The sequence below is a fragment of the Pseudomonas frederiksbergensis genome (genome assembly GCF_000802155.2).
Lineage (GTDB): Bacteria > Pseudomonadota > Gammaproteobacteria > Pseudomonadales > Pseudomonadaceae > Aquipseudomonas > Aquipseudomonas frederiksbergensis_A.
This window is the reverse complement of the sequence record NZ_JQGJ02000033.1, coordinates 1-25,564: the sequence shown is the minus strand read 5'-3', so window position 1 is coordinate 25,564 and position 25,564 is coordinate 1. Positions and strand designations below refer to the sequence as shown.

21 protein-coding genes, 1 tRNA gene and 1 pseudogene are annotated in these 25,564 nt (G+C 60.9%); 12 read left to right on the top strand and 11 right to left on the bottom strand.

Features of this window, described 5'->3' with window-relative positions:
- Positions 1-99 precede the first annotated feature (99 nt).
- The 3 genes from JZ00_RS28620 to JZ00_RS28610 are packed head-to-tail and all read left to right on the top strand — an operon-like array spanning position 100 to position 3,665.
- Entirely contained in the window at positions 100-759 is a 660-nt protein-coding gene (locus JZ00_RS28620) for a paraquat-inducible protein A (protein ID WP_039594539.1), read from the top strand.
- Positions 746-1,369, top strand: coding sequence for a paraquat-inducible protein A (locus JZ00_RS28615; protein WP_039594540.1), 624 nt, complete (start codon positions 746-748; stop codon positions 1,367-1,369). The genes JZ00_RS28620 and JZ00_RS28615 overlap by 14 nt, the downstream gene beginning before the upstream one ends.
- Positions 1,362-3,665, top strand: a complete 2,304-nt coding sequence (locus JZ00_RS28610; protein ID WP_039594557.1) for a PqiB family protein — start codon at positions 1,362-1,364, stop codon at positions 3,663-3,665. The genes JZ00_RS28615 and JZ00_RS28610 overlap by 8 nt, the downstream gene beginning before the upstream one ends.
- A gap of 114 nt (positions 3,666-3,779) precedes the next feature.
- Here JZ00_RS28610 and mksF read toward each other — a convergent pair whose 3' ends face one another.
- The 3 genes from mksF to mksB are packed head-to-tail and all read right to left on the bottom strand — an operon-like array spanning position 3,780 to position 8,588.
- On the bottom strand, positions 3,780-6,620 hold the full coding sequence (gene mksF, locus JZ00_RS28605) for an Mks condensin complex protein MksF (protein WP_039594541.1): 2,841 nt from the start codon (positions 6,618-6,620) through the stop codon (positions 3,780-3,782).
- Positions 6,617-7,318 (bottom strand): Mks condensin complex protein MksE, encoded by a 702-nt coding sequence (gene mksE, locus JZ00_RS28600; protein WP_014340217.1) that lies wholly within the window; start codon positions 7,316-7,318, stop codon positions 6,617-6,619. Before mksE ends, mksF begins: the two co-directional genes overlap by 4 nt.
- A complete protein-coding gene (gene mksB / locus JZ00_RS28595; RefSeq protein WP_039594542.1) occupies positions 7,308-8,588 on the bottom strand; it encodes an Mks condensin complex protein MksB in 1,281 nt (426 codons plus the stop codon). Before mksB ends, mksE begins: the two co-directional genes overlap by 11 nt.
- Before the next feature lie 181 nt (positions 8,589-8,769).
- On the opposite strand from mksB, the gene JZ00_RS28590 reads away from it, so the two are divergent.
- Both JZ00_RS28590 and rimI read left to right on the top strand, forming a co-directional pair.
- The gene (locus JZ00_RS28590) at positions 8,770-9,555 is read left to right on the top strand and encodes an energy transducer TonB (RefSeq protein ID WP_082112143.1); all 786 of its coding nucleotides are present in this window, start codon (positions 8,770-8,772) and stop codon (positions 9,553-9,555) included.
- On the top strand, positions 9,548-10,000 hold the full coding sequence (gene rimI, locus JZ00_RS28585; RefSeq protein WP_039594544.1) for a ribosomal protein S18-alanine N-acetyltransferase: 453 nt from the start codon (positions 9,548-9,550) through the stop codon (positions 9,998-10,000). Before JZ00_RS28590 ends, rimI begins: the two co-directional genes overlap by 8 nt.
- Positions 10,001-10,103: 103 nt before the next feature.
- Here rimI and JZ00_RS28580 read toward each other — a convergent pair whose 3' ends face one another.
- A complete protein-coding gene (locus JZ00_RS28580) occupies positions 10,104-10,508 on the bottom strand; it encodes a hypothetical protein (RefSeq protein ID WP_039594545.1) in 405 nt (134 codons plus the stop codon).
- 133 nt (positions 10,509-10,641) lie between these two features.
- Between JZ00_RS28580 and can the strand changes: the two genes are divergently transcribed.
- Positions 10,642-11,286 carry a carbonate dehydratase gene (gene can, locus JZ00_RS28575; protein WP_039594546.1) on the top strand — a complete coding sequence of 215 codons (645 nt, stop codon included), beginning with the start codon at positions 10,642-10,644 and terminating at the stop codon, positions 11,284-11,286.
- Between the two features lie 51 nt (positions 11,287-11,337).
- Here can and JZ00_RS28570 read toward each other — a convergent pair whose 3' ends face one another.
- Together JZ00_RS28570 and JZ00_RS28565 are read right to left on the bottom strand one after the other, a co-directional pair.
- Positions 11,338-12,498, bottom strand: coding sequence for a hypothetical protein (locus JZ00_RS28570; RefSeq protein ID WP_039594547.1), 1,161 nt, complete (start codon positions 12,496-12,498; stop codon positions 11,338-11,340).
- 110 nt (positions 12,499-12,608) lie between these two features.
- A complete protein-coding gene (locus JZ00_RS28565; protein ID WP_039594548.1) occupies positions 12,609-14,027 on the bottom strand; it encodes a short-chain fatty acid transporter in 1,419 nt (472 codons plus the stop codon).
- 219 nt (positions 14,028-14,246) lie between these two features.
- Here JZ00_RS28565 and JZ00_RS32145 point away from each other — a divergent pair.
- Positions 14,247-15,023: pseudogene (locus JZ00_RS32145) on the top strand (PAS domain-containing protein); the annotation flags it as partial.
- Between the two features lie 87 nt (positions 15,024-15,110).
- Positions 15,111-15,563 carry a methyl-accepting chemotaxis protein gene (locus JZ00_RS32140; RefSeq protein WP_412177696.1) on the top strand — a complete coding sequence of 151 codons (453 nt, stop codon included), beginning with the start codon at positions 15,111-15,113 and terminating at the stop codon, positions 15,561-15,563.
- Positions 15,564-15,574: 11 nt separating this feature from the next.
- Here the strand turns inward: JZ00_RS32140 and ggt are convergent, their stop codons facing one another.
- Together ggt and JZ00_RS28550 are read right to left on the bottom strand one after the other, a co-directional pair.
- Positions 15,575-17,419 (bottom strand): gamma-glutamyltransferase, encoded by a 1,845-nt coding sequence (ggt, locus tag JZ00_RS28555; RefSeq protein ID WP_039594550.1) that lies wholly within the window; start codon positions 17,417-17,419, stop codon positions 15,575-15,577.
- A gap of 172 nt (positions 17,420-17,591) precedes the next feature.
- Positions 17,592-18,392 carry a helix-turn-helix transcriptional regulator gene (locus JZ00_RS28550; protein ID WP_039594551.1) on the bottom strand — a complete coding sequence of 267 codons (801 nt, stop codon included), beginning with the start codon at positions 18,390-18,392 and terminating at the stop codon, positions 17,592-17,594.
- Positions 18,393-18,517: 125 nt separating this feature from the next.
- Here JZ00_RS28550 and JZ00_RS28545 point away from each other — a divergent pair, with 125 nt between their 5' ends.
- Together JZ00_RS28545 and JZ00_RS28540 are read left to right on the top strand one after the other, a co-directional pair.
- Entirely contained in the window at positions 18,518-19,339 is an 822-nt protein-coding gene (locus JZ00_RS28545) for a carbon-nitrogen hydrolase family protein (protein ID WP_039594552.1), read from the top strand.
- A gap of 143 nt (positions 19,340-19,482) precedes the next feature.
- Positions 19,483-20,808: an APC family permease gene (locus tag JZ00_RS28540; RefSeq protein ID WP_039594553.1), complete on the top strand. Its 1,326-nt coding sequence runs from the start codon at positions 19,483-19,485 to the stop codon at positions 20,806-20,808.
- 130 nt (positions 20,809-20,938) lie between these two features.
- Here the strand turns inward: JZ00_RS28540 and JZ00_RS28535 are convergent.
- Together JZ00_RS28535 and JZ00_RS28530 are read right to left on the bottom strand one after the other, a co-directional pair.
- Positions 20,939-21,015, bottom strand: a tRNA-Met gene (locus JZ00_RS28535).
- A 103-nt stretch (positions 21,016-21,118) separates the two neighbouring features.
- Positions 21,119-23,176, bottom strand: a complete 2,058-nt coding sequence (locus tag JZ00_RS28530) for a methyl-accepting chemotaxis protein (RefSeq protein ID WP_039594554.1) — start codon at positions 23,174-23,176, stop codon at positions 21,119-21,121.
- A 335-nt stretch (positions 23,177-23,511) separates the two neighbouring features.
- On the opposite strand from JZ00_RS28530, the gene JZ00_RS28525 reads away from it, so the two are divergent.
- Together JZ00_RS28525 and JZ00_RS30610 are read left to right on the top strand one after the other, a co-directional pair.
- On the top strand, positions 23,512-24,729 hold the full coding sequence (locus JZ00_RS28525) for an MFS transporter (protein ID WP_039594555.1): 1,218 nt from the start codon (positions 23,512-23,514) through the stop codon (positions 24,727-24,729).
- 16 nt (positions 24,730-24,745) lie between these two features.
- Positions 24,746-25,078 carry a DUF3592 domain-containing protein gene (locus JZ00_RS30610; protein WP_412177695.1) on the top strand — a complete coding sequence of 111 codons (333 nt, stop codon included), beginning with the start codon at positions 24,746-24,748 and terminating at the stop codon, positions 25,076-25,078.
- A 65-nt stretch (positions 25,079-25,143) separates the two neighbouring features.
- Here JZ00_RS30610 and JZ00_RS28520 read toward each other — a convergent pair.
- A partial coding sequence (locus tag JZ00_RS28520; RefSeq protein WP_046510203.1) for a type VI secretion IcmF C-terminal domain-containing protein occupies positions 25,144-25,564 on the bottom strand: 421 nt, incomplete at its 5' end.

Sequence of the window (25,564 nt, the reverse complement as noted above, 5' to 3'; positions counted from 1 at the left end):
GCCTGCCATAAAATCTGCGATAGCTCATGTTAAATTTGCGCAGTTATTTTTGAGCCGCAGCACTAGAATAGCCCCACCTTAGTTGAGCCAGAGCTGTTTATGCCCGATCCGTCAGACGTTGATAGGTTGTCAGATCTACCTTTGAGCGATCTGGTAGCGTGTCATGAGTGTGACCTGCTGATGCGCAAGCCTCAGTTGGCACATGGTGAAAAGGCCGAATGCCCGCGCTGTGGATATGAGCTCTACGCCCACCGGCACAACGTAATTGATCGCAGTCTTGCCTTGGTGATTGCCGCTCTGCTGTTGTTCATTCCCGCGAACTTCTTACCCATCATGCAGCTTAATCTGCTTGGGCAATCCTCCCAAGACACCGTTTGGAGTGGCGTGGTCGGTTTGTTCGATACGGGGATGCAAGGTGTGTCGGTGGTGGTTTTCCTGTGCAGCATGGGCATTCCGCTGCTCAAGTTGCTTTGCCAGTTGGTTGTACTGCTGACCATTCGCTGGAACATCGGAAGAAGTTACGGCTTGTTGTTGTATCGCATTTATCACCATCTAAGGGATTGGGGAATGCTCGAGGTTTATCTCATGGGCGTGCTGGTTGCCATCGTCAAGCTTGCAGATATGGCGGCGATTACCGTGGGGCTGGGCCTGGTGTGCTTTGTCAGCCTGTTGCTGATTCAGGTCTGGCTGGAAGTGGTGATGTCACCGCACCAGATCTGGCAGGCGCTATCGGAAGAAGATGCCCATGCGAGCAATTGATGCGGGCATTCTGGTCTGTACCGAATGCCATGAGTTGAATCGACACGACGCCGACGCCGAGACGCAAACCTGCACTCGCTGCGGCGCTCGAATTCACCCTCGTCGTCCGAACAGTTTGACGAGGACCTGGGCATTGTTGATTACGGCGGCAATTATCTATATCCCTGCCAACGTCCTGCCGATCATGACCATCAACTCGTTAGGCCAGGGCGCGCCAAGCACCATCATGGCGGGTGTGATCGAGTTGGTTCAGCACGGCATGATTCCCATTGCGGCGGTGGTATTCATCGCCAGTATCGTAGTGCCCACCTTCAAGTTGGTCGGTATTGCGTTGTTGTTATTGTCCGTGCAACGTCACCAACCCATGTCGGCGCGTCAGCGCATCCTCATGTACCGCTTTATCGAATTCATCGGCCGCTGGTCGATGCTGGATATTTTTGTAATTGCCATTTTGGTGGCTGTGGTGAATTTCGGTCGGCTTGCCAGTGTCGAAGCCGGTCTTGGCGCCATCGCATTTGCCAGCGTAGTGATTTTGACAATGATTGCCGCAGTAACCTTCGATCCCCGACTGATTTGGGATAACACGGAGTCGGATGACGACCATGACTGATTTGCCTACTGCTAAAACACGACCGGCTTCGAACTGGTCGGCCATCTGGGTCCTGCCGTTGATTGCTTTAATCATTGGCGGCTGGCTTGGCTGGCGGGCTTATAACGAGACCGGTATCCAAATCAATGTGCGTTTTGAAAGCGGCGAAGGCATTCAGGTCAACAAGACTGAGGTCGTCTACAAAGGGATGACAGTCGGCAAGGTGACAGACCTCACGCTCGATGATGAGGGCAACTCGAAGGGTGTTATCGCGACCATCGAGATGAATAAGGAAGTCGACCAGTATCTCAAGACTGGAACACGTTTCTGGCTGGTCAAACCAAGCGTGAGCCTGGCAGGCATTACCGGCCTGGAGACGCTGGTTTCCGGCAATTACGTTGCCATCAGCCCCGGAGAGGGCGAGTCGACTCGCAAATTCAAGGCCTTGGCCGAAGAGCCCCCGCTTTCTGATGCCAAGCCTGGCCTGCACTTGACGATCAAAGCCGATCGACTGGGATCCCTGGACCGTGGCAGCCCGGTCTTTTACAAGCAGATCCAGGTCGGGCAAGTGAAAAGTTACTCACTGTCCGAGGATCAACGCACGGTAGAGGTCAAGGTTTTCATTGAGCCGACCTATGCCAGCCTGGTCCGCAAGCACACGCGTTTCTGGAACGCCAGCGGCATCAGCATCGACGCCAACCTGTCGGGCGTCAAAGTGCGCAGCGAGTCGCTGGCCAGTATCGTGGCGGGAGGCATCGCGTTTGCCACTCCGGAGAACCGCAAGGACAGTCCCCCGACGGACCCTAGCCTGCCATTTCGCCTGTATGAGGATTTCGAGGCTGCCGCCGCCGGGATTCGCGTCAAGGTCAAGCTCAGCGATTTCGAAGGCTTGCAGGCTGGCCGTACGCCTGTGATGTACAAGGGTATCCAGGTCGGCAGCCTGAAGACGTTGAAAGTCGATCCGGACCTGTCCAGCGCCAGCGCCGAGTTGACGCTCGATCCGTTGGCCGAAGATTATCTGGTCGCCGGTGCTCAGTTCTGGGTCGTCAAGCCATCGATTTCTCTGGCGGGCATCACGGGCCTGGAAGCGTTGGTCAAGGGCAACTACATTGCCGTGCGCCCGGGCGACAAAGGCGGAGCGCCGCAGCGCGAGTTCGAAGCGAGGGCGAAGGCGCCGCCGTTGGACCTGCGTTCACCGGGGCTGCATCTGGTCTTGTTGACCGAGAATCTCGGTTCGCTGGAGGTCGGTAGCCCGATCCTCTACAAGCAGGTCAAGGTCGGATCGGTGCAGAGCTATCAGTTCTCGCGCAAGAAGAAGCAGTTGATCATCGGTGTGCACATCGAGAAGGAATACGAAGGGCTGGTCAACGGCTCCACGCGATTCTGGAACGCCAGCGGCGTCACCCTCACGGGCGGTTTGACCGGCGGGATCCAGGTCAAGAGCGAATCCCTGCAAAGCTTGATGGCCGGCGGGATCGCTTTCGAAACACCGGAGCCGAACGTGCCGCTGAAACGACGCATCCCGCGCTTCCGTCTGCACGAGGACCGTGAAGCCGCGCAGCAACGAGGCACCGTCGTGACGATCAAGGTCGATCGTGCCGACGGTTTGCGCAGCGGCACGCCGATCCGGTTCAAGGGCTTGGATGTGGGCAAGATCGAGGACGTCGACCTGAGCGCCGACATGCAGTCCGTGCTGGTCACCGCACGGATCACCGAAGTGCCGGAGCGTATCGCCCGCACCGGGACTCAGTTCTGGGTGGTCAAGCCAGAGTTGGGTTTGATGAAGACCTCCAACCTGGAAACGCTGGTGACCGGCCAGTACATCGAAGTGCAACCCTCGGCGAAAAACCTGGGCCCACAGAAACAGTTCGTGGCCTTGGCCGAACCACCCGAGAATGCCGTGCCCGAAGCGGGCTTGAGCCTCGTATTGAGTGCGGCCCGGCGTGGTTCGTTGAAGATTGGCGTCCCGGTGACCTACCGCGAAGTGACCGTCGGCAAGGTCACGGGATACGAGCTGGGCCAGACGGCGGACCGGGTGCTGATACACATACTGATCGAGCCCAAATACGCACCATTGGTGCGCAGCGGCACACGCTTCTGGAACAGCAGCGGCTTCGGCCTGGACTTCGGCCTGTTCAAAGGCGCGACGGTGCGGACCGAATCGCTGGAGACGCTGATCCAGGGCGGTATCGCTTTTGCAACGCCGGACGGCGAGCGGATGGGTAACCCGGCACGACCGGAGCAAACCTTCCCACTGTTCGACAAGTTTGAAGATGAATGGCTGACCTGGGCGCCGAAGATCAGTCTCGGCAAGTAGCTATTGATATGGCCCCCTGTGGCGGGGAAGCAAGCTCCCTCGCCACAGGTATGCGATGACAAAAAAGGCCGCGATCCAATGGATCGCGGCCTTTTTCACATCCAGCTAATTACCTTAAACCGCATCCAACTCCGGCTCATCGGCCTGGACGTTCATCGTGGCCTTCACCGCATCGTGGCGACGGATGTATTTCCAGTCCGCCTCATCGATGTAGATGCCGTTCGGGCCGCTGCCGCCTTCCAGGTCGATGGCGACACTGGCGCACACTTGCGGCTTCACACTGGCCAGGATTGGCACGAAGCCCAGTTGCAGGCTGGTTTCCAGCAGTGCGGCCTGGTTCTTCTCGTCGATGTCCGCCGCTTCGTCGAGGTAGTAAGGCAAGCGCACGCGACCGGCCTGTTCGCGGTCCATCAAGTGCAGCAACAAATACATGTTGGTCAGCGCCTTGATGGTCATGGTGGTGCCGTTGGACGCCGCGCCGTCGATGTCGGTGTGGATCACCGGCTGGCCGTTGACCTTGGTGATCTCGAACGCCAGTTCGAACAGGTCCTTGAGGCCGAGCTGGTTGTGATTCGCCGCTACCAGCCGCGCCAGGTATTCCTTGGCTTCTTCGTTCTTGTTGTCCTGCTCGGCGCTTTGGCTGAGGTCGAACACCGACAGCGTCTCGCCTTCCTCGTACTGGCCGGCGCTGTGGATGATCTGGTCGATGTGCTTGAGCGCTTCCTTGTTCGGCGCCAGGACGATACGGAAGCTCTGCAGGTTGGACACCTGGCGCTTGTTGATCTCGCGGTTGAACAGCGCCAGTTGATGCTCAAGGCTGTCGTAGTCGCTGCGGATGTTGCGCAAGGTCCGGGCGATGTCGGTCACTGCCGCACGGCGCGCCTTGCCCAGGGTCAGGGCTTCGTCGGTACGGTGGGCGTAAGCGTTGATCAGCAGTTGCAGGCGCCGCTCCATGTCGTCTTCGCTGTCGAACTTGGCCACGCCCTTGAGGCGCACCTGCGCGTACAACGCTTCGATCTGGCCGTCGACTCGCAGCAGGCCTTGCCAGCTGTCCTGGTAGTCGTTGAGCAGAGGCAACAGGTTGTCCATGGAGTCGTCGACCGGGTCCATGAACGGCGTGCCGAACGGCAGGTCCGCGGGCAGCAATTGACGACGGCGCAGGGCATCGTCGAGGGTGCGCTGCTTGGCTTCCATGTCGGCGATCTGCCGGCCCACCAGTTGCAACTTGGCGGACAATTGCTGGACGCGCTCGGTGAAGGCATCGCTGGAGCGCTTGAGTTCGTCCTGGGCGGCTTCCATCTGCGCCAGTTGCTCGAGTTTCTCGCCCTCTTCGGCGCTCAAGGTCTGGGTGCGACGGTAATCTTCCAGGGCTTTCTGCGCGTCGAGGACCTGCTGGTACAGCGCCTCGGTCTGGGTCTTGCTCGCGGCACGGTCGGCGGCCACGGCTTGCTGGGTCTTGAGCTGCTTGAGCTCTTTTTCCAGACGCTCTTTCTGGTCGCGCAATGCGGCGCGGTCAGCCAGGGCTTGCAGGGCCGGCGGCTCGATGTGGGACAAGTCGATGGACAGGCCCGGCACTTCGAAGCGCTCGCCCTTGAAGCCGTCGAGGATCAGCTCCATGGATTTGACCCACTCGCCGTTTTCATCCAGCGCGATGCCGTGCTCACCCAGTGGCAGGCTGAACAGGGCGCTGTTGAACAGGCGCATCAGGCGCTCGACGTCCTGTTGCGAGAATTCCTCGCGCAGACGGGCGTAGCTGTTGTTGTCGGCGTGATCGAGTTGTTGCTTGACCGACTTCAGGCGCTTTTCCAGGTCCCGCAGGCGTTCTTCGAGGTCTTCGGCGCTGAATTGCCGGGACTGGGCCAACGCTCCGGCCAATTCGTCATGGGCGTCCTTGGCGGCGAGCAGTTGCTGTTCCAAGACCTTGACGTCATCCACCAGGGCAAAGCGATGCTTGAGCACCGAAAGCTCGCCGAGCCAACGCTGGATGCCACTGATTTCCCGCTCCAGGCGCATCAGCTCCTGGGTGCCGCCGCGCTGGTCGTTCTGCAGCGAATCCTGCTCGTTGCGGTAGTGTTCGGCCTGGATGGTCAGCTCTTCCTTGCGCGCGCTGGCATAGTCCGACCAAGTGCCCAGCAGCGAGTCGAGCAGCGGTGACAGGCGATGCAGTTTGCCGCGCAGGATATCGCGCTGCTTCACGCCATTGGCCAAGGCTTCCACCAGCGGACCGGCCGCTACCAGGGAGTTGTAGTCCTGCTCCATGCGTCGTACGTCGCGGAAGGCTTCTTCGCACGCGGCGATGTAGTCCACGCTGCCGGAGCGCAGGCTGTGCTCGAACGCGTCAAGGAACAATTGCTTGAGCTTGGCCGCGGTGATTTCACGCATGTGCAGCAGGTTGATGAACAACGCGCGGAAGGTCTTGAGGCTTTGCTCGCTGGTGGAACGCAGCGGGATCAGCGTCAAGTCCAGCGGGATCGAGGTGTGCCCCCCCACCAGCAGGCGGCGCAGTTCATCGGGCTTGAGTTCGTAGGCTTTCAGGCCTTCGCGTTCCAGATTGGTGAACAGCTCTTTCTGGCGCAGGCAGGTGTCGTCTTTCTGATAATGGGCCAGGTCCAGTTTGCCGGCGTAGGCAAAGAACTGGTGACCGAAACCGCCGCCAGGGCCACGACCGACCACGCCAATCACGTGTGGGCCATGGGGCAGGGCGACTTCCACCAGGATGTAGCTGGTGTCCGAGGCAAAGTAGAAGCGCCGGGATTGTTCCAGGCTGTACTTGCCGAAGCTCATGTCCGACATGCGCGCCAGGATCGGGAACTGCAAGGCGTTAATCGAGGCGGATTTACCCAGGTTGTTCGCGCCGTACACCGACAGCGGTTCTTCCAGCGGGAACAAGCCAAGGCTGTAGCCGGCGGTGTTCAAAAGGGCAAAGCGGCGGATGCCGTAGCGTTCCTTGCTCATGCGTCGGTCTCCTGTTCTTCGGCAATGGCGCGGGCCAGTGCGTCTTCTTCGCTTTCACCCTCGAATTCGCTGAGGTCCAGCGGATCATCGGTCTGCAGCAATTTTTCGTCGCTGTCTTCGTCGATCAGCACCGGCGCCGGCAACGGCAGCACGCTGTGCAGGCTGGCGGCCAGGTCGCGGTCCTGCTGGACGGACAGGCAGACATCGAGGAAGCGATGCATCGGCGGCAGGAAGCGGTACACGCCGTTCTCCTCGCTGGCAAAACCCAGTTGGGTCATGCGGCGCATGATTTTTTCTTCCAGTTCTTCCTGGGTCTGCACTTCGGCCTGGATGAACAGGTCGCGGTATTTCTCCAGCAATGAAGGCAGTTCATCGCGGCCAAGGCTGCCGCCGTCGAGCACAGCGATCGGGTCGCGGCCCTGGTCGGCCAGGTGCTCGACCAGGATGAAGGTGAACAGCGCCAGGCGCTGGGCGGTCTTGTTCACCGCGGCCGCGGCCAGGTCCGGCACGAAGTAGTAGAAACCACGGGTGTCGCACACCAGCTCGAAGCCCAAGGCTTTGAACAGCGTGCGGTACTGGTCCTGGAAGTTCGACAGTTGCGCGTACAGCTCCGGGTCGCGGCGGCTGACGTGATAACCCTTGAACAGCTCGCGGAAGATCGGCGCCAGCTGGGACAGTTCGGATAGATCAAGATGCATGGGGGATGCTCGCAGAATCCTCGGCGGCGGTGTCGCCGGCCGAGAGCAGGGCGAAGGAGCGCAGGCTGACCTGATGCTCGTGAGTGTGGTATTCGCGGCGTTCCAGACGCTCGCGCTTGAAGCGTTTTTCCCGCGACAGGCGCGAGAACCAGTACAGCAATTCGTCGGTGGCGCCGTCCGGCTCTTGCTCCAGCAGCCAGGTCATCAAGTCCGGCATCGGCAGGGCGTCTTCGCAACGCTCGACCATCTCGCGTACGGTGCGCGGCGCACGCGGCGCATCGCCGCCCTTGTGGGTCTTGTGGGACTTGGGGAAGCGCGCCGGTTTCGGCTCGAAACGCGCCAGGGCATAGACATAGGCCTCGACCTGGCTGGCGCTGCCCAGGAAGGTGCTTTGCGGACGGGTGAACAGCGGCATGGCGGCTTGCGGCACGGCATCGATGCCTTTGCGGCGAATGGCAGCCAGGGCCAGCGCCGCGCCACGGGTCACGGCGTTGTGCCGGCGGGCCTCTTCGCGCAGCGGCAGGAGCAATTCCCGGGCATGGCGCAGGGTCAACTGGGCGCTGGTCTGCATCTCCAGGATGCGCGCGTGGGTGCGCAGCAGCATGTCGTCGTCCACCAAGTGGCCGAGGCGTTGCTGTTCGGTGAGCATGCGCAGCAGTACGTTCTCGACCTTGCGCACACCTTGCTCGAAGGCGCCGTCGGCGTTGACCAATTGGATCATCGGCTCGACGTATTCGTCCCAGGTCGCCAGTACTTCGGCGTAGCGCTGGCGCAGCGGGATCTGCCGGTCGCTGGTCTTGGCCCGTTCGGCCACGGCCACCAGCGCTTGTTCATCGTTGGCGAGTTTCTTGAGGACGTCGCGCACGCGCATGTCCAGCAGGCGCAACTGGCGGGCCAGATCGTTGCCGTCGCGCACATCGAAGGCGTCCTGGATATAACCGGCCAGGCGCTCGAGATGGCGCAGGTAGGCTTCGATTTCCAGGCACAGGCCCAGGCGGTGCTCGCGGCGCAGGTAGGCGAGGAAGTCATGGATCTGGGCATTGAGCTCGAAACGGTTCGGGCTTTTCGCCACCGGCACGAGGATGTCCAGGCGGATCCACACGTCCAGCAGGTGGGTGATGTCCTGGGGCGTACTGTCCAGTTGTTGGGCGGCCAGCTGTGAACGCAATTCGTTGAGGCTCAGGGTGCCCTGGTCGAAGTGCTCGCACAAAGGTTCCAGCAATGCCCAGTGTTCAGCGAGGGCGCGCAAGACGCGCTTGGGTTCGATCATCGCAATGGCCGTCGGGTTGGCAATTAAAAGCGGCGATTGTACTGCATCGGGCCGGTTGCGATTCACCCCTTGGACGGACTGTCGTCGTCTATTGAGCAACTAATGAAGCGACAGGGAAGCGATCCGCGCCGAAGGGCGGTAGAATCGCTCCCACTTTCAGTTATCCACAAGTGGCCGACCCTTGCTTATCGAGTCCCGTCGCCGCGCCTATCTGACCGCCATGCAGGTGGTCAACTGGCTGCCGCGTACCGAATTGCCGTTCGCCGCCCCGTCGCGGCCCGAGCTGCTGGATGTGCCCCAACCGGAGGAAGTTGCGCCGGCAGTGGTGGCGCCTGTGGCCAAGACCGTTGCCGAACCGGTTGCGCCTGCCGCCGAGCGGCCGAAAATCGAAGTCCCGCGTCCGAGCCTGGCCTCGACCCGTACCAATGCCAAACCGGTAGAAGAGGCCGACGAAGCGCCGGCCCCGGTCAAGGCCGCCCACGTGCCGCCGCCGCGCTTCGCCCTGCAATTGCTGCGCGCCGGGCGCTGCCTGTTGCTGGTGGAGTTACCCACAGGTGACCCGTTCCAAAGCCGCGATCCCGCTTACCTGCTGCTCAAGGACATGCTGCGCGCCGCCGGCCTGCCGGACAGCCCGCAGATCGTCGGCGAACCGGTACGTTGGCCGTTGTTGTCACGGGGTACGATGGACCAGGGGCCTGAAGCGGCGCGGGACTTCGTCCAGGGCTTCGTTTCGGCGCGGCTCGAGGACGAGCCCTGCGTGTGCCTGTGGCTGATCGGCCTGCCGGCGGTAAGGTTTGCCGGGGAGGCGGATGCCGAGGCGTTCAACCGCGAGCTGCAGGTCGAAGGCCTGGGCTCGGCCTGGGCGTTGCCCGGGCTGGAACTCTTAATGGAAACGCCACAGCGCAAGGCTGAAGTCTGGCAAGCCATGCGCCGGCTGATGGCGCGCTGGAAAGAATCGAATGAGTGATGCTGTATCGTTCCGCCCGATGACCGAGGCGGACCTCGACGCTGTGCTGAAGATTGAATACGCGGCCTATAGTCATCCTTGGACCCGTGGAATATTTCTCGACGGTTTGGGCAAATACCAGATCTGGCTGATGTTCGAAGGCGAGCAACAGGTGGGGCATGGCGTGGTGCAGATCATCCTGGATGAGGCGCACCTGCTCAACATCACTGTCAAACCGGAAAACCAGGGGCGGGGCCTTGGCTTGCGGCTGTTGGAACACTTGATGTCGATCGCCTACAAGGCCGAGGCGCGCGAGTGCTTCCTGGAAGTACGCGACAGCAACCGCACGGCGTTCCGGCTGTATGAGCGCTATGGCTTCAACGAGGTTGGGCGGCGGCGCGATTATTACCCGGCAGTGGGCGGGCGCGAGGATGCGGTGGTCATGGCGTGTACCTTGGTGGATTGAGTCGACTGGACTGCCGCCATCACGAGCAAGCTCGCTCCCGCAGGATCAGTGGCCACTCAAGGCCTGTGAACACGAAATCCAGTGGGAGCGGTGGCGGTACTGGTCAACGCTTGCCATCGAGCGGATCGATATCAGCCATTTCCGCTTCGTCCAGCCCATCGCCTCCACCTATATCGTTCTCACCCACGACGCTCAGGTCCCAATCGGCCTGTTCATCCTCGCCGGCCTCTTGGGCGTCCCGGGCGCCGTCTTCGCGGATCAGGGTTTCGGGGCTCATGTCATCGTCGGTCGGCTGGCGGTCGTCCATCGAGGCTCCCGTCATGCCCGCTTCACGCACACGCTCATCCGGCATCAACTGCTCGCGTTCGTCCTCCGGCAATTCATCGCCGATCCTGGCGTCGTATTCATCGTCATCGAATTCCAGCTCACGCATCGAGCCCATGCGGTCTTCGTTGTCGTCGATGGGTTCCGGTTGCACCGCATCGTAGGGACGTCGTGAATCATTCATGGCAATTCCTCATACTGTGGGCCTTACTAGGAGTCGACCGACAGCGGGGCCAGGAATTCCAATGCATCGCCGACGTGACCTCGACCGGCGGTCGTCTGTCACAGTTGCGCACTCTCTATCGAGGCTGGACAGCATGAATGAATTACAAGATCTGATTGATAACAACGCGCGCTGGGCCGATGCGATCAAGCAGGAGGATCCTGACTTCTTCGCCAAGCTGGCTCGTCAGCAGACCCCTGAATACCTGTGGATCGGCTGCTCCGATGCGCGGGTGCCGGCCAACGAAATCGTCGGCATGCTGCCGGGTGATCTGTTTGTGCACCGCAACGTTGCCAACGTGGTGCTGCACACCGACCTGAACTGCCTCTCGGTCATCCAGTACGCAGTCGATGTGCTCAAGGTCAAGCACATCCTGGTGACGGGTCACTATGGCTGCGGCGGTGTGCGTGCTTCGATGCAGGACCGCCAGTTGGGCCTGATCGATGGCTGGCTGCGCTCGATTCGCGACTTGTATTACGAACACCGCGACGCCCTGGCCAAGCTGCCGACCGAGGAAGAGCGCGTGGACCGCTTGTGCGAACTCAACGTGATCCAGCAGGTGGCGAACGTCGGCCACACCAGCATTGTGCAGAACGCCTGGCACCGAGGGCAGAAGTTGTCGATCCATGGCTGCATCTACGGCATCAAGGATGGCCGCTGGAAAAGCCTGGACACCACGATCAGCGGTTTCGAGCAGCTGCCGCCGCAGTATCGGCTACGCCCGGTCGACGCGCCCTGAGGGCAACGTTCCCGTGTAAGCAGTGGCTTACGCGGGAACGCTTGGCGGTCTCTATACGGCTTCGGCAGGCAATGGCATCGGCACTTTCAGCTGTTGCAGTTCCGACTTGACCGGTGCAGTCGCACATTTCTTCTGCGCATCCGCCTCGCTCAGTTTACGAACCGAGGTGTAGAACAACTCGCAAGTCTTCTCTTTTTGCGTCACCTGCCAGGTTTGCGTGCATTGGTTCAGCAATGTGCTCGGGTCGGTGCCTGGCTTGCTGCCCATTCCGGCTTGCCAGCAGGCGGCGCTCAGGTCCTGGCCCATGACTTTCAAACCAGCGGCGTCGGCCTTGGCCTGGTCACCGTCGTAGCTGTCCGGGTCGGCGGCATACCAGATGTAGCTGGGGTGATTGGAGCCGAGGACCGGGACCTTGGTCCCGCTGCCGGTTGTAATGGTCGCCAGGCCGAGCACATTCACGGTCGGGCCGTACTGGGTCTTGATCCAGTCCCGGACGGGCGCGCCGAAGGCCACCATTGGCAACGCGGCGCCGCTTGAGGACCGGGTAACCTGGGAAACCATGGTGGTCTGGTAATCGTTGAAGTAACTGTAGAGCCCCGCCAGTGTGCTGCCCGCGTTGGACGGTGCCGCGATGGGCGCGATGTCGATGATGGTCTGGTAAGCGGGCGTGTTTGGCGCGGCGATGCCATTGACGGTCAGCAGCGTGGCCCAGCGATCAGTGGTGGCCGACTCGAGGTAATCCTGGGCCTGGGTCAGGGAATAATCCGGCGGGAAGTGCAACAGCTCGACACTCTTGCGGTTGTCCAAGGCCATGCCCAACGGTAGGAACAGGTACCAGTCGTAGGCCCATTTCTTGTCGTTGTTGAGTTTGGTGGCGCCGTTGTACGCAAGGTCTCCGGCATCGAGCAGGGCCTTCAGCGGCTGGCCATAGCTCTTCGGCACGCCGCTGATGTTGGCGTAGACGGTGCCGTTGTCGCTTTTGACGCTGACCTTGGCCGCGTCGTAGCCGTCGCGCTGCACGCTTTGGGTCAGGTAATGCTCGACGGTCTGTTCCAGTGTCCAGTCGCGAAAACAAATGACGTTGCAGTTGTTGGGATAAGCGAAGAGACGGGTGACGCGTTCGGTGCTGCCGAGGTTTACATCGATGTCTGCGGCTTGGGCGGTGGCGCTCAAGGCCAGGGCGGCGAGAGGAAGTACGGCGAGTTTGAACATGCTCAGATCCTTTTCAGCGTGGGCCCCTCGAAACAGGGTGTATCCATACTGAAACAGACGGAGCCGAAGAAGAAGTGGGCCGATGGAAAAATCGGCCCTTTTTTATGGCTTTATGGCATCACCGGCGGCAAATACGTCAAGGTCGTCCCGAGCGCCCATAGCAGCACCAGTACCAATGGCGTGTGCACCAGCAACTGCACGAAGGAAAACCCGATCAAGTCCCTGGCCTTCAGCCCCAGCACGCCGAGCAATGGCAGCATATAGAACGGATTGATCAGGTTCGGCAGCGCTTCGGCGGCGTTATAGATCTGCACGGCCCAGCCCAGGTGATAGTTCAAGTCGTTGGCCACCTGCATCACATAGGGCGCTTCGATGATCCATTTACCGCCGCCGGAAGGAATAAAAAATCCCAGCACGGCCGAGTAGACGCCCATCAACAAGGCGTAGGTGTCATGGTTGGCGATCTGTACGAAAAAGGTCGAGATATGGTGAGCCAATGTCTGTGCGTCGCTGCCCTTGACCGTGGTCAGCAGCGCGGCGATCGAGCCATACAGCGGGAATTGGATCAACACGCCGGTGGTGGTCGGCACCGCGCGGGCCACGGCGTCGAGAAAACTGCGTGGCCGCCAATGGAGCAAGGCGCCGAGCATGATGAACAGGAAGTTATAGGTGTTGAGCCCGGAAATGGCACTGATCGCCGGCTTGGTCGAGAACTCATGGAACAGCCAGCCGGCGGCCAGCAGGACCAGGGCGATGGTCAGCAATGGGCTGTGTTCCAGCCATTCCCCGGGGCGGGTTCGCGGTTGCAGCGCCGGCATGCTGAAACTGGGGTCGATCCCGCAGGCTTCGGCATCACGTGCGCTGTTGGAGCCGGGGGCGGTGGCATACGCGATGATCACCGAAATCACGATCAGCGCCAGCAGCATCACCCCGGACTGCCAAAGGAAAATCGTCTGGGTAAATGGAATGACGCCGGTAATCGACAGGATCGACGGCGGCAGGCTTGCCGGGTTGGCTTGCAATTGCGCGGCCGAGGAAGACAACCCCAGCGCCCACACCGCGCCAAGGCCCAGATAAGCGGCGGCACCGGCGGCGCGATAATCCATCTTCAAGTCGGTGCGGCGGGCGAGGGCGCGCACCAGCAAACCGCCGAACACCAGCGACAGGCCCCAATTCAGCAGTGACGCGATCATGGAAATCAGTGCCACCCACGCCACGGCGGAACGGCCGTTCTTGGGAATGCGCGCCAGGCGGTCGATCAGCTTGACGGCCGGTGGCGAGCTGGCGACCACGTAACCGCCAATCACCACGAACGCCATCTGCATGGTGAAGGGGATCAAGCTCCAGAACCCGTCGCCGAAGGCCATGGCGGCCGCGGCGGGTTTGGCGCCAATGAGCTGCGTCGCCAAGGCGACCACCAGCACCGCCAATGCGGCAAAGACCCAGGAGTCGGGAAACCAGCGCTCGGCAAAATTGGAACAGCGCAGCGCAAAGCGGGCGGAACGGCTGTCTTCAATGTCAGTGGTCACGGCAATTACCTCGGTTTTTTATGGTTATCGGTACCTGGGACGACGAAGCATCGGCGGTCGGACGCCAACAATGGAACATTTCAATGACCGTGGGAGACGGACCGGCGTTCGAGCACGACCTGACTATTTTTCAGACCGACCAGTGGCACTCTTTAGAAAAAAAATGCCGGGCCGATGGCAAGGGAATAGCAGTATTTCTCCTGCCAGCCGGAGCTTGCCATGTTCAACAATCGCCTGAAGCAGGAGCTGCTCGCTCTTCGCCAAGAACTCTCTAGTCTTATGCAAGTAAAAGAGAGCCTGGATCGAGAAATGATGGGCCTGACCCTCGATGCCGAAGGGCGGATACAGTCAGTCAACCAGAACTTTCTCGACGACATGCAGTACAAGAGCCAAGACTTGATTGGCCGGTCTGTCGAGGATTTGGTTCCGGCCTACCTGAAGTCCAATGAATTCCAGATTCGCTTCAAGACCGCGTTGACCCGTGGCGAGCACTTCTCCGGCGCCGTGCGCCTAGTGCGGGGCGACGGCAAGGAGGCCTGGTTGCGCTCGATTCTCCAGCCGGTACGCAATGCGGACGGGCGAATTCGTTTTTTCTCGATGTACTCCAACGACCTGACCCGCACCATCGAGAATTCCCGCGAGCACGAGAACCTGATTGGCGCCTTGGTGCGTTCGACCGCGGTGATCGAGTTCGACCTGGGCGGGCACGTGTTGACGGCCAATGATCGTTTCCTCAACGCGATGGGTTACAGCCTTGCGCAGATCAAGGGCAAGCACCACCGCACGTTTTGCGAGCCCGAGGAATACAACAGCGCGACCTACCAGCACTTTTGGAAGCGCTTGAACAGCGGCGAGTTCGTGGCCGGACGTTTCAAGCGTCTCGACAGCAGCGGCCGCGAGGTCTGGCTGGAAGCCTCCTATAACCCGGTGGTCGACGCCAACGACCGTCTATACAAAATCGTCAAGTTCGCTACCAACATCACTGATCAGGTCAACCAGGAAAAAGCCGTCGCCGAGGCTGCCAGTATTGCCTACAGCACATCGCAGCAAACCGACCATTGTGCCCAGCGCGGCACTACCGTCGTGACTCAGGCCGTGGATGTGATGCGCGACCTGGCGCGGCACATGCAGACTGCCGGCCAGGGGATCGAGGCATTGAACGAACAATCCGTGGTGATCGGTACCATCGTCAAGACCATCAGCGGCATCGCCGAACAGACCAACCTGCTGGCGCTCAACGCCGCCATTGAAGCCGCTCGTGCCGGCGAACAGGGCCGCGGGTTTGCGGTGGTAGCCGATGAAGTACGGCAATTGGCATCGCGTACCAGCCAGGCAACCGATGAGATCGTCGGCGTTGTCCGCCAGAACCAGGACATGGCACGCAATGCCGTGGCGCTGATGACCGACGGTCAGCACCAGGCCGAACAAGGCCTGGCCCTGGCGGCCGAGGCGGGCAGCGTGATCGTCGAGATTCAGGACGGGGCGAAGAAGGTCGTGGATGCGGTGAGCCAGTTTGCCAACCAGTTGTCGACCTGATCGATGAGCGCTCAGTCCCCCAGCGCTTCTCCTTCTCGCCGCGGATCCGCCCCGCCCGCCAACGAGGCTTTTCCTTGGCCATCGCGCACCCGGACAATCGCCTGGGTGCCGCTGGTCATGTCGATCTCGCTCACAGCGTGACCTTTGTCTTTCAGCGCCTGGATCAGCGTCGCGCTGAATTGCCCCTGTTCCAGCTCCGTGGGGCCGTTGCGGCTGCCGAAGTTGGGCAGATTGATGGCCTTCTGCGGATCCAGATTCCAATCCAGCAGGCCGATCACTGACTTGGCAACGTATTCAATGATCTGCGATCCCCCCGGTGAACCGACCGCAGCCAGCAGTTCGCCATTCTGACGGTCGAAGATCAATGTCGGCGCCATGGACGAGCGCGGGCGTTTGCCGGGTTCGACGCGGTTGGCGACTTTCTGCCCATTCTCTTCGGGGATGAACGAAAAATCGGTCATCTGGTTGTTGAGCATGAATCCCTGGACCATCAGGTGCGAGCCGAACGCCGACTCGACCGTGGTCGTCATCGACACGGCACCGCCCTGGTCATCCACGGCCACCACTTGCGATGTGGAAATGCGCAGGGGCGAGCGGTCTGGCGCGAAGGCCATTTGTATGCCCGGCGGTATTCCTGGCTTGGCAACGCCCATGCTGCGCGGGCCGATCAGGCTTGCGCGGCTCGCCAGATAACCGCGGTCGACCAGGCCTTTGACCGGTACGGGAACAAAATCCGAGTCGGCGACGTATAAAGCGCGGTCGGCGTACGCCAGGCGTTCAGCTTCCGCGATCAGGTGCACCGCTTCGGGCGCAGGCTCGATGCCTGCAGGTTTGTCGGACCTGTGCGGTTTCAACGCCGCGAGGGACATGCGACCGTCACGCTGTTCCAGGCTTTGCAGTGTCCCGAGGATCTGCGCCACGGCAATGCCACCCGAAGACGGCGGTGCCATTCCGCAGACCTGCCACTGCTTGTAATCGGTACACAACGGGGCACGTTCCCGGGCGGCATAGCCCTCGAGATCCTTTAGCGAAAGGCTGCCGGGATTGGCGTGCCCCTGGACCTTGGCGACCATCTCCTCGGCGATCGGCCCTTCGTACAACGCGTCCGGCCCTTCGTTGGCAATGCGTTGGAGGACACGCGCCAGTGCGGGGTTTTTCAGCAGCGTGCCGGCCGCCTTGGGGCTGCCGTCGGCGTTCAGGAAATACGCGGCCATGTCGGGCGAGCCCGGCAAGGACGCATCGGACGCAATCATCGAGTGCAACCGGGGGGAAATCCTGAAACCCTGGTCTGCCAGCGCAATCGCCGGCTCGAACAGCGCGGCCCATTTGAGGCGACCATGCTTGCGATGGGCCAGCTCCAGGGCTCTTAACACGCCCGGCGTTCCCACCGAGCGCCCGCCGATCTGCGCGGCGGTAAACGGCATGGGTTTGCCATCGGCCTGGAGAAACAGCTTTTCGCTAGCGCCGGCCGGTGCCGTTTCGCGCCCGTCATAGGTGCGCACCGCCTTGCCGTCCCACAGCACAATGAAAGCACCGCCGCCGATGCCGGAAGACTGCGGCTCCACCAAGGTCAGCACCGCCTGCATAGCGATCGCCGCGTCGATGGCCGAACCGCCGCGCCGCAACATTTCCCGGCCGGCTTCGGCGGCAAGCGGGTTCGCCGCGGCGGCCATGTGTTTATCCGCGTGGCGTGTCTGCAGGTCGGTGCGGTAGCCGGAAGCCATTTCCGGGGCAGTGGGCAATAGGGGAGCGGTCGTGGAGGAGGGCGGAGCCTTGCAAGCGACCAGTGCCAAGGCGACAGCCAGCAGCGAAACGGCTGACAGGCGATGAAGATTCGGTTTGAGATCTGAAAGCACGTGTCGCTCCGTCCATGGCCCGGGGATATTCAGGTCGACTGTAGCGATGCGAGACGCGGGGCGCAAATCAGCGGGAGGCGGTCTTAGCGGCGGTGATTCACTTGGGGCATAAAAAACGGCTTATCTTTCGATAGACCGTTTTGAGTGCGGGTTGGCTACACATGAAGGCCAATCAGGCATTCTGCGCCTGGAGAAAAATCGAAAACAGCTCGGACTGGGACTTGATTCCCAGTTTGCTGTACATGTGTTTCTTATGAACTTTCACGGTTTCGACGGAAATTTCCAGCTTGCGGGCGATTTCCTTGCTGGAGCAACCGCTGAGCATCAAACGCCCGACGTCCAGTTCCCGCGCGGTCAGTTGCGCGCCTTTGAGCTGTTGGACTGACGCTTCCAACTGCACGCGCCAGTCGGCTTGCGGCGGTGCTGGGGCAAGGGCCACCACTTCGTTGATTTCGTAAGGCAGGCGCTGGCGCAGCAGGCCGAGGACCCAGGGCTGGATGAGCGACAGCAAGGCAATCTCCTCGCCACTGAACCGCTGCTTGCTGCCCAGCGACAGGCACAGCGTGCGGTCGCCTTCGAGCTGGCAATTGAACTGGACTTCATCGGACACCACATTCAGACGGAAGTAGCGCTGGTAATACTCAGTCAACTCGAAATGTTCCGGTGCGACTTCCGACAGGCGATACAGCCCGGTGCGCGACTGTTCGCGACAGGCGATGTAGAACGGATCGAGCAGATACAGCCCCCGCAGATAGTCCTGGAAAAGCTGGTCCGGACTGCCATCCGCGGCCGGGCATTCGGCGAACACCTGCGGGCGCTGGTCGGCACTGAAAAGCAGTGCCACCCAACTGTCGAAAGGTACGTATTGATCGAGCAAACGGACCAGCTGCGTCCAGAAATTGGGCTTGTCCAGGGCATCGATCAGTTGCCCGACCGAGCGGTGCCACGCGATGTCATCCAGCGAAAGTGTCATGCCTCTACCCCCATCGGGTTACCCCAGCGGCGTGATTTCCCGGCCGCGGGCTTGCTGCGCATACTGGCGCACAGACACCGACCGGGCAATCTTTCTACCCGCCTGGTCAAGAACAAGGAATACCCATGAAAGTTGAACTCGCCCAATTGGCGGGCCGTGATAACGATACGGCTTACAACCTGGAACGCGCCCTCGAGGCGATTGCCGCCTGTGCTGCCGACACGCAGATGATCGTATTTCCCGAAACGCACCTGATGGGCTTTCCGTCGCGTGAGGCATTGGCCGAAACCGCCGAACCGCTGGACGGCCCGACCGTCAGTTCGGTGCTCGCTGCGGCCCGGGAACAGGACATTGCCGTGGTAATCGGCGTGGCCGAGAACGATGGCGGCCGTTTCTACAACACCACGTTGCTGATCACACCAGAGGGCATTGCCCTGAAATATCGCAAGACGCACCTCTGGGCGTCGGATCGCGGCGTATTCGAGGCCGGTGATCGTTACGCCACGTGTGAGTGGAACGGTGTACGGGTCGGCCTGCTGATCTGCTACGACATTGAATTTCCGGAAACCGCCCGGGCCCTGGCGCAACTGGGGGCCGAGCTGCTGATCGTCACCAACGGCAACATGGATCCGTATGGCCCGACTCACCGCACCGCGATCATGGCCCGTGCCCAGGAAAACCAGGCCTTCGCGCTGATGGTCAATCGGGTGGAAGAGGGCGATGGCGGGTTGGTGTTCGCAGGCGGCAGTGCATTGGTGGACCCGCTAGGCACGTTGTTGTTCGAGGCCGGACGTGAGCAAGGGCAGTTCTCGGTCGTGTTGGACCTGGATCAACTGACGACGGCGCGACGTGATTATCGGTATCTGGACGATCAGCGACTGAAAATTCCGGGAGACATCATTGAGCATGCCTGCGGATTGCGGGAGCTGCTGATTCCTTCGCATTGATCCTGATCCTGTGTCGCCAGGGCTAACGCCTTCGCGGGCAAGCGACACATTCCTGTTGGCCAAAAACCAGAACAACAACGTAACACCCGAAATTGCGCCGAACTCGGCTCTGCCATAAATCTAATAATTCGGAGTAGTCGCTCATGGCTCGTTTGCAACGCACCCTGTCACTGGGGTCGGTGGTGCTGTTCGGCATCGCTTACATGACACCGATCATTGTCCTCGGCACTTTTGGCATCCTCGCTCAATCCACCTCCGGCATGGTCCCCGCCGCTTACCTGGCGGCACTGGTGGCCATGTTTTTCACCGCGATGAGCTACGGCCGAATGGCCGCGGCATTCCCCGTCGCCGGTTCGGCCTACAGCTACGTGCGCAAGGCGATCAGCCCGAAACTGGGTTTCATCGCCGGTTGGGCGGTATTGCTCGATTATCTCTTCTTGCCCATGGCGATCTGGCTGATCGGCGCGGCCTACCTACACTCCGCGTTCCCGGGCGTGCCGCAATGGCTCTGGGTGCTGGTGTTCATCGGCATCACGAGCGGGATCAACATCTTCGGTCTTAAATTGGCCAACGGCATCAACGCGCTGTTGATGCTGGTGCAGTTCCTGGTCCTGATCGCCTTCGTCGCACTGTGTGTACATTACGTCGGCGGGGATGCGAGCAAACCCTTGTGGTCGATCAAGCCGTTCTTCGACGGTGACATGCAGATGCCGTTGATCATGAGCGGCGCAGCCATCGCCTGTTATTCATTCCTGGGGTTCGACGCGGTCAGCACCTTGACCGAAGAAACCCGCGACCCGCGCCGGACCATCCCACGGGCGATCATGTTGATTACGCTGATTGGCGGATTGATCTTCGTCAGCGTGTCGTACTTCGTACAGATCGCGCATCCGTCGTCGCAGTTCGACAGTGTCGACTCGGCGGCTTATGAAATTGCTCGTAATATCGGTGGCGACCTGTTCGTCTCGATCTTCCTGATCGGCCTGATCGTCGGCCAGTTCGCGTCGGGGCTGTCGGCCCAGGCCAGCGGCTCGCGGCTGTTGTTCGCCATGGGGCGTGATGGCGTGCTGCCAAAATCGATCTTCGGCACCTTGCACGAACGCTTTGGTACGCCGGTCAACAGCATCCTTTTGTGCGCCGTGGTCGCTTTGCTGGCGCTGAAACTGGACGTCACCACTTCAACCTCATTCATCAACTTCGGCGCGTTCCTGGCGTTCAGCCTGGTGAACTTGTCAGTGATCTTTCACTACTGGATCGGCGCGCAGAAGAAGGGGCTGCGTGAGGTCGTGTTGTTCCTGCTGTTCCCATTCATCGGGCTGGCGGCGGGCCTATGGCTGATGGTCAGCCTCGATCACCTGGCGATTTATCTGGGGCTGAGTTGGCTGGCGATTGGCGTGGTGTACCTGGCGGTGCTGACGGGAGGTTTTCGTCGCCAGCCACCGGAGATGGATTTCCAGGAAGCCGCATAAATCACCAGGCCCCGTGGGAACAGTTGAATCTTGCGGGGCATTCAGGGAGATATACCCAGACACAAGAAAGCCCGCACTAGGCGGGCTTCTTGTTGTTCAAAGACGTTCGAAAACATCGTTGAACAGGACTTGGTGGCTACACAGGGACTTGAACCCCGGACCCCAGCATTATGAATGCTATGCTCTAACCAACTGAGCTATGTAGCCAAGTGGCGCGCATTATTCGCTGGTAACGAAGATGTGTCAAGCGTAAATCCAAAATATTTCTCTGCACTTTCAACCGCTTATCCATCCTCGTCACCAATGCCCGTCAACCGAGTTGAAATCTCCCTGTGTTTGCACTCAAGGCCTGGCTGCCTTGGCTCAAGGTGTCCGCCGCCAGGTTCACGGCGCGGGCGCCTTCCAGCAAGCGCATGGCCGCCTGATCGACCTGCTGGATATTGCCGCTGACTTCGTCGGCGGTGCTGGCCTGTTCATCCACCGCCGTGGCGATTTGCGCCAGGGTGTCGGTGACGCTCTGTACGGCACTGGCGATTTCCCCGAGGCGTTCGCCAAGGCCGGTGACGGCTTGCGCATCGGTCTGGGCCTGGCCGCAGGCCGCTTCCATCAGGCTGACGGCTTCGTTGACGGTGGCGCGCAGGCTATCGACGGTCCCGGCGATTTGCTGCGTGGAGGACTGGGTGCGTTGCGACAGGCTGCGCACTTCATCCGCCACCACGGCAAAGCCCCGGCCTTGTTCACCGGCACGGGCGGCTTCGATGGCGGCGTTGAGCGCCAGCAAATTGGTCTGCTCGGCCACGCCGCGAATGGTATCGACCACCAGCTGGATCTGTTGGCCCTGTTCACTGACCCGGCCCAAGGCAGCGGCGGTTTCGTTGAGTCGCTGGTTGAGCTGCTGGATACTTGCCGTGGTGCGTTGGCTGTCGCGACTGCTGTCGGCGGCGATGCGGCGGGTTTGCTGGGCGCTGTCTGACGCCTGTTCACAACTTTTCGCAACGCCTTGGGAGGTCGCGGCCAGTTGCGTCGCGGCGGCGGCAATCTGGCTGATTTGCATCTGCTGTGCCTCGACTTCGCCCAAGGCTCCGCTGGAGTGTGTATTGAGGATGCGCACGGCGTCGCTCAGTTGCAGCGTCTCGTGATCCACACCCAGCAGGCTGCTGCGCAACTGCACCACGGCGACATTGAGCGCGGTGCTGATCGCAGCCAGCTCGTCGCGCCCTTGCACCGGTACTTGCAGGCTGAGGTTTCCGTCACGCAGGGCTTCGGCCAACAGCGTAATGCCACTGGCGCTGCGGCGAATGGAGGCCTGCAGGCAGATGAAGAGGTACAGCGCGGCCAGCAACAGGCAGCCAAGCACCATGGCGACCAAGGTGAACTGGCGGATCGCCGAGCCATGGTAGTGGTCCAGCCGGGTGTCCAGGGCCACCAGCGATTGTTGCCGCAAAGTCGCCAGGTCAACGAGAAGGGCATCCATGAGTTTCTCGAAGCCTTCCGGTTTGAGACTGATGGAGCCGCCGAACACGCCGTCATCCAGCGTTTTCAAACCGCCGTCCAGGTTCTTGAGGCTGCCTTGGAATTGGCCGGCCCAGGTCTGCAATTCGCTGGGCAGGCGTGTTTCCAGCAGCGCACCGGTCTTGACCAATTGATCCCGGGCGTCGCCGATGCGGCTACGCAAGTCGCGCAGTTGCAGGCGGCTCTGCAAGGTGAATTGGCCTGACACCACCGAGGCTTGGCCAACGCTGGCCAGGCGGCCGACACGTTCGATCAGATCAGGGGTCTGCTGGGTCGAGATTTGCGTCAACAGGTAGGTTTCCAGCCAGGAAGCAAGCGTCAGGCGATTGTCCATGACGATCTGTTCGCGCAACGCTTGCAAGGCGCTGAGGGCTGCGGTGAAACGATCGTAGCCGTCCGGCCACCAGCCTACGGTGCCCAGGCTCTTGGAGTCCAGGCCGTTGAGGCTGGCCTGCAAGGTCTGATAGCGGGCGAGGGTGTCGGCTTCGGCGCCTTCGGCCTGCAGCGTCGCGCCAAGATCATTGGCGGCCTGGTTGAGTGCCGGTTGCACCGCATCGAACGCGGCCATGGCGGCGAGCGTCGCGGGGGTAGGTTGTCGATTGGTCTCCGTGGCCCGCCAGCGCGCCGCGCGGTTGCGCTGGGCGGCGAGCAGGTTGTCCAGGTTGTCCAAGGCCAGTAACTGGCGGACACCGGCGCGCTCCACGGAAATCAGGTTGAGCTTGTCGCGATAATCCTGGCCAATGAGCCACAAACTGCCCATGAGCGGCAGGATGAACAACAGGAACAACAATTGGAATTTACGGGCGAAACCAAAATGCCCCAGCAACCGGATGCCCGGTGATAGAAAAGCCTGCATGCCCATACTCCCCTGGACACCCGTGCACTAATTCTGTGCGTTTTTACACAAGTGCCGAAACGGGTGCCCTTTCAAAAGGCCTCGAAAGCTTGTCCAGGCTGGCTCTGTAGGCCTGCTCTGTAGCGAAACTTCCCATTCTCGGTCCCCTTTGTAAGGGGCCGCGTCGTAAAGCATTTACAAGGCAAGATTCAGACCATGGCGTTGCGCTATCACCTTGGTTTGCCGACTATTTTTTATAGGTCGATAGCAAGCTAAGGGGATAGCCTTGCCGCACTGAAAAATGGCACATTGGCGCACCTGCCCGTGTGCTCCCACCTGCCGTCTGGAAACCTCCCATGGCTATCCGCAATACCCAGGCCGACGCGACGTCCATTTCCGCCACGCCCCAAAGCAGCCCGTTGGTCATGCGCATCATTGGTGCGGTGGCGCTGGCCCACTTGATCAACGACCTGATCCAGGCCGTGCTGCCTTCCATCTACCCGATGCTCAAGGACAGCTACGGCCTGACCTTCACCCAGGTTGGCTTGATCACACTCACGTTCCAGTTGACCGCATCTTTGTTGCAGCCTTGGGTCGGCTATCACACCGATCGTCATCCCAAGCCCTGGCTGTTGCCGGCCGGGACGGTGTGCACGCTGATTGGCATTGTGATGATGTCCATGGTCGGCAGCTTTGCCTTGATCCTGCTGGCGGCTGCCTTGATCGGCATCGGCTCGTCGACCTTCCACCCCGAGGCATCGCGGGTCGCGCGACTGGCTTCCGGTGGCCGTTATGGCCTGGCGCAGTCGACCTTCCAGGTGGGCGGGAACGCCGGCTCCGCATTCGGCCCGCTGCTGGCCGCGGCGATCATCATTCCCTATGGGCAAGGCAATGTGGCCTGGTTCGGCTTGTTCGCGCTGTTTGCCTTGTTCGTGCTGTACCGCATCAGCCGTTGGTATGCCAATCACCTGAACCTGTTCAAGCTCAAGCAAGGCCAGGCGGCAACCCACGGCTTATCCAAGGGGCGGGTCATGAGTGCGTTGGTGGTGCTTGGCCTGTTGGTGTTCTCGAAGTATTTCTACATGGCCAGTTTCACCAGTTACTTCACCTTCTACCTGATCGAAAAGTTCGACCTGTCAGTGGCGTCTTCCCAACTGCACTTGTTCCTGTTCCTTGGCGCGGTGGCGGCGGGGACCTTCTTCGGCGGCCCGATCGGCGACAGGATCGGGCGCAAGGCGGTGATCTGGTTCTCGATCCTCGGCGTGGCGCCATTCACCCTGATCCTGCCTCATGTCGACCTGCTGTGGACCAGCATCCTCAGCGTGGTGATCGGCTTCATCCTGGCCTCTGCGTTCTCTGCCATCGTCGTGTACGCCCAGGAACTGGTGCCGGGCAATGTCGGCATGATCGCCGGCGTATTCTTTGGCTTGATGTTCGGTTTCGGTGGGATTGGTGCTGCGTTGCTGGGGCATCTGGCAGACGTTCGCGGCATCGAATACGTGTATTGGTTGTGCTCGTTCCTGCCGTTGCTTGGGGTGTTGGCGATCTTTTTGCCCAAGACAAAGAAGGCTTGAACAGCCTCGAGCCAGCGTGCTCGGTGGTTCCTGGGATAACCGAGTTGCTGGCGGCCCAGTCAGCCACTTGAATGCCGGTGGCTCGCATCCTGAAATCGCCTTCATTACCGCCAGCGGCGAACAGATCGCCTACCCTCAGGGCGGCTTTATCTTCGGCTATCAAAAAACCAGCCAGTGCGGGTGCGCTATTTGCCCGAGCAACCCGCCGGCAGCGCCATTATCGATGGCGGGGAGGCTTAGGGGGACGCCGGTATTATTGGGCTGCATTGGTCTGGTATTTACCTTGGTCGGATTATTGGAAGCCACCGGCAAACGCGGTCGCGCAGCTCATTCACTTAAAGGACTTTGAACGCATGAGCAGGCGGGTCCTGCGAGGCTTGGCGGGGGTAAACGCTCTCGCCACCGCATGTATGCCTATCCCTCCGCCGCGCCACGCCCCTCCAGAAATATCCGCCCCGGCAACGTAAACCCGCGTAACTTGAGCAACGTCATCGGCCCGGCATCCAGTTCGGTGCGCAGGTGCCAGGTCAGGCCCAGGCCATCGGGGGCCTTGAGCACCATGCGATAGCGGCTGTCGCCATCGTCCAGCGGCGTGAACTTGGCCTGTTCCAGCAAGCGGATCAGGCCCCAGGTGCCGGCGTAGTCGGCGAACAGTCGTTCGCCGGTGTGGACGCTGGTCCAGGTCAGGCTGACCCCGGGATAATCGCTGCGCCCCGGCCAGCCGAAGCGCTGCCAGCGTTCCTTCTGGTTGAAGTACTCATGTTTTTCGCCATTGAGGATGAACGTGGTCTGCACCACATCGCGCACACCTTTGCCACTCAGTTCGAAGCTCAAG